This is a genomic window from Tyzzerella sp. An114 (genome assembly GCF_002161055.1).
Classification (GTDB): domain Bacteria; phylum Bacillota; class Clostridia; order Lachnospirales; family Anaerotignaceae; genus Fimicola; species Fimicola cottocaccae.
In genome coordinates, this window is the sequence record NZ_NFLT01000048.1 from 1 (window position 1) to 2,496 (window position 2,496).

Below are 2,496 nucleotides of genomic sequence, written 5' to 3' on the forward strand. Positions count from 1 at the left end.
GATTTAGCTAATGCTCTTACAGTTCTTTCAAAACACAATGATAATGATAAAGTAAAAGAATTTATTGAAACATCAATAAATAAACTTTCAAATAACAGTTCAAGAGATATGTATACAATAACAGCTATTATAAAGGCATTGTATACAAATAATATTGATTGTATGGCAGATACTAGATTTGATATAGAAAATAAAAATATAGTTGAATTTATGTATGATGAATACAATTATATATCACAAATAGCAGGTTTTGATAAAGATATTGATATTGAATTTATTGAAGCAGAATATACAAATGTTGCATTTCATATTTTAGAATATAATGGAATATTTAAAGTTGAATCAGTTGAACCGGATACTGTTTCGTTATCTTCAAATGACTATAATTATATAAATAATTTAAGTGATGTAAAAAATCATTGGTCAAAAGAAAGCTTTATAAGTTTAATTGAAGATGGAGTTATACCTTACAGTACAGGTCAAAATTTGTATCCTGATAATTTTATTACAAAGGGTGAATTTGTATATTATATGTGTAATAAAATGAATTGTCAAGAAACTGAAAATAACTATTTTCCGGAAAATATTGAAACTGAATACAGAGATGAAATAAATGCTTTTATTAATTGGTATTTGAGAAAGAGTTATTACCCTGAACAGTATGCAGAAAGAGAAAGTTTTATAAATACATATTTTAATGAGAATTTTAATCCAAATGAATATATAACAAGGGAAGAAGCTATGTTTTTTGCTGTTCTTTGTGAAATTTACGGCGATTATGATTATGTGCCAGATGAAAATATGGATTATAGTGACTGTGATATAAAATATAAAGAGTATGTTGAAATATGTGTAAATAAAGGCATAATAAAAGGTAAAAATGGTATGGTTGCACCTAAAGATAATCTTACAAATGCAGAAGCTGCTGTTATATTAAATAGGGGAGCAAATCGTTTCCCTACTATTAAGTCTTATATATAAAGACATAAAGATTGTTATATAAAATATAAAGAGCATGTTAAAATTTGTACATGAATTATGGAAGAAAATATGAAAAAGTTAACAAGTCTTATACTTATAGTAATATTAGTTAGAAAAAATATCATATATTGTTGATTATGAAGGTAGATCTTCGAATAGTCATGTACTTTGTCTTATACGAGATAATATAAAATCATTTGAAAATGAAAATGGTGAAATTAAATGAAAATTTAAACCAGTAGATAATGTTAAGCCATCGAGAAAACATTAATTTTAAAATTTATTATATAGTAGATAATAGATTAAAGATTAATATTGATTAATATTTTAAGTGTAAAAAAGAATAAATTATATAATAAATGAATTTAAAAGTATCCGAAAGGATACTTTTTTTTCGCTTAAAAATAGTAAAAAATATATAAAAATAAATAAAATTTGTAAATTTTGTATAAAAATAAAATTTAATAGTGTAAAAATAAAAATGTTGCATATCGTGAAGTTAATATTTTGTGAACAAAAATAGTATAAGATACATTTTTGCAAGGATGTGGTAAGTTATGATTGTGTATAAAGAAGAATTACACACAAGAATTAAACTAAACACATCTTGCAGGGTGAAGTATGCCCTTTTTAATGAATATGTTGACTGCAAAGGCGGAACTTTTAATAAGTTCTGCCTTTTTTTTATTTCTAAAAAAATCAGAGGTCCTCCGTTTTGGTTTGAGTTTGCCAACAAATACAAATTCAAATCGGAGGAATCAAAATGGAAGAAGAAAGAAAATACTACATAAAATTAGATGATAAACAATTATTTGAAGTAACAAAGAAAGTATATACAGTTTACCATCAAATGGAAAGAAAAGAACGTTATCAGGAAGAAAGAGATTTAGAAAAAGGCTTAATTCATTATGATAGCTGGGATACAAAAAATATAAACGGACAAGATTATATAAGGTATACAGAAGAAAGTGCTGAAGAAACAGTAATCAATAATATGAGATATAAAGCTGTAGTATCTTTTATCAATGAAAATGATAAAAAGGATATATTGAAATTGAGTTTATTAGGAAAAACTGAAAAGCAGATTGCAGCTATTTTAGGAGTAAGTCAAGTAAGTATAAATAAGTCAAAAACAAAACTTTTTTTAGCTTTAAAAAAATATTTGAATAAAAATTTTTAATATTTAATTTATTATCATCCCCCTTGATTAAAAAGGGGGATTTTTAAATTTAGAATTTTATATAAAAATTCAATATATTTGTCCTGAAAAATAACTAAAAAATATAGTTTCAATAAATTGTTTTATTGTGTAACTATACGAAAATAAAAAAGTTTTATGATTTTGGTTATAAAAAGGTCTTTTTTTCGGCTTATAGGTGAAGGAAAAAAGTTGGACTTCGTGAACCTTAAAAATTTAATATCCAACAATATAAATACATTACCCTGTTCAGCCTGAAAAGGTAAAGCAGTACCATACAGTACGCCAAGACGATTTGTTACAACAGAATGTTGAGT

The 2,496-nt window shown here is 24.5% G+C and carries 4 protein-coding genes; 3 read left to right on the forward strand and 1 reads right to left on the reverse strand.

Annotated elements, in window-relative coordinates; genetic code table 11:
• The 3 genes from B5E58_RS13100 to B5E58_RS13110 all read left to right on the forward strand — a co-directional run.
• Positions 1 to 981, forward strand: a 981-nt coding sequence (locus B5E58_RS13100; protein WP_143597285.1) for an S-layer homology domain-containing protein, incomplete at its 5' end; no start/stop codon positions are given.
• 557 nt (positions 982 to 1,538) lie between these two features.
• Positions 1,539 to 1,772, forward strand: coding sequence for a hypothetical protein (locus tag B5E58_RS13105; protein WP_088110083.1), 234 nt, complete (start codon positions 1,539 to 1,541; stop codon positions 1,770 to 1,772).
• Positions 1,745 to 2,161, forward strand: a complete 417-nt coding sequence (locus B5E58_RS13110) for a hypothetical protein (RefSeq protein WP_088110084.1) — start codon at positions 1,745 to 1,747, stop codon at positions 2,159 to 2,161. The genes B5E58_RS13105 and B5E58_RS13110 overlap by 28 nt, the downstream gene beginning before the upstream one ends.
• Positions 2,162 to 2,283: 122 nt before the next feature.
• Here B5E58_RS13110 and B5E58_RS13725 read toward each other — a convergent pair.
• The coding region (locus B5E58_RS13725; protein ID WP_206608590.1) for a hypothetical protein at positions 2,284 to 2,496 on the reverse strand (213 nt) is incomplete at its 5' end.

Coding starts and splice junctions, on each gene's coding strand:
- B5E58_RS13105 (WP_088110083.1), top strand. CDS start 1,539: ATGATTGTGTATAAAGAAGAATTACACACAAGAATTAAACTAAACACA.
- B5E58_RS13110 (WP_088110084.1), top strand. CDS start 1,745: ATGGAAGAAGAAAGAAAATACTACATAAAATTAGATGATAAACAATTA.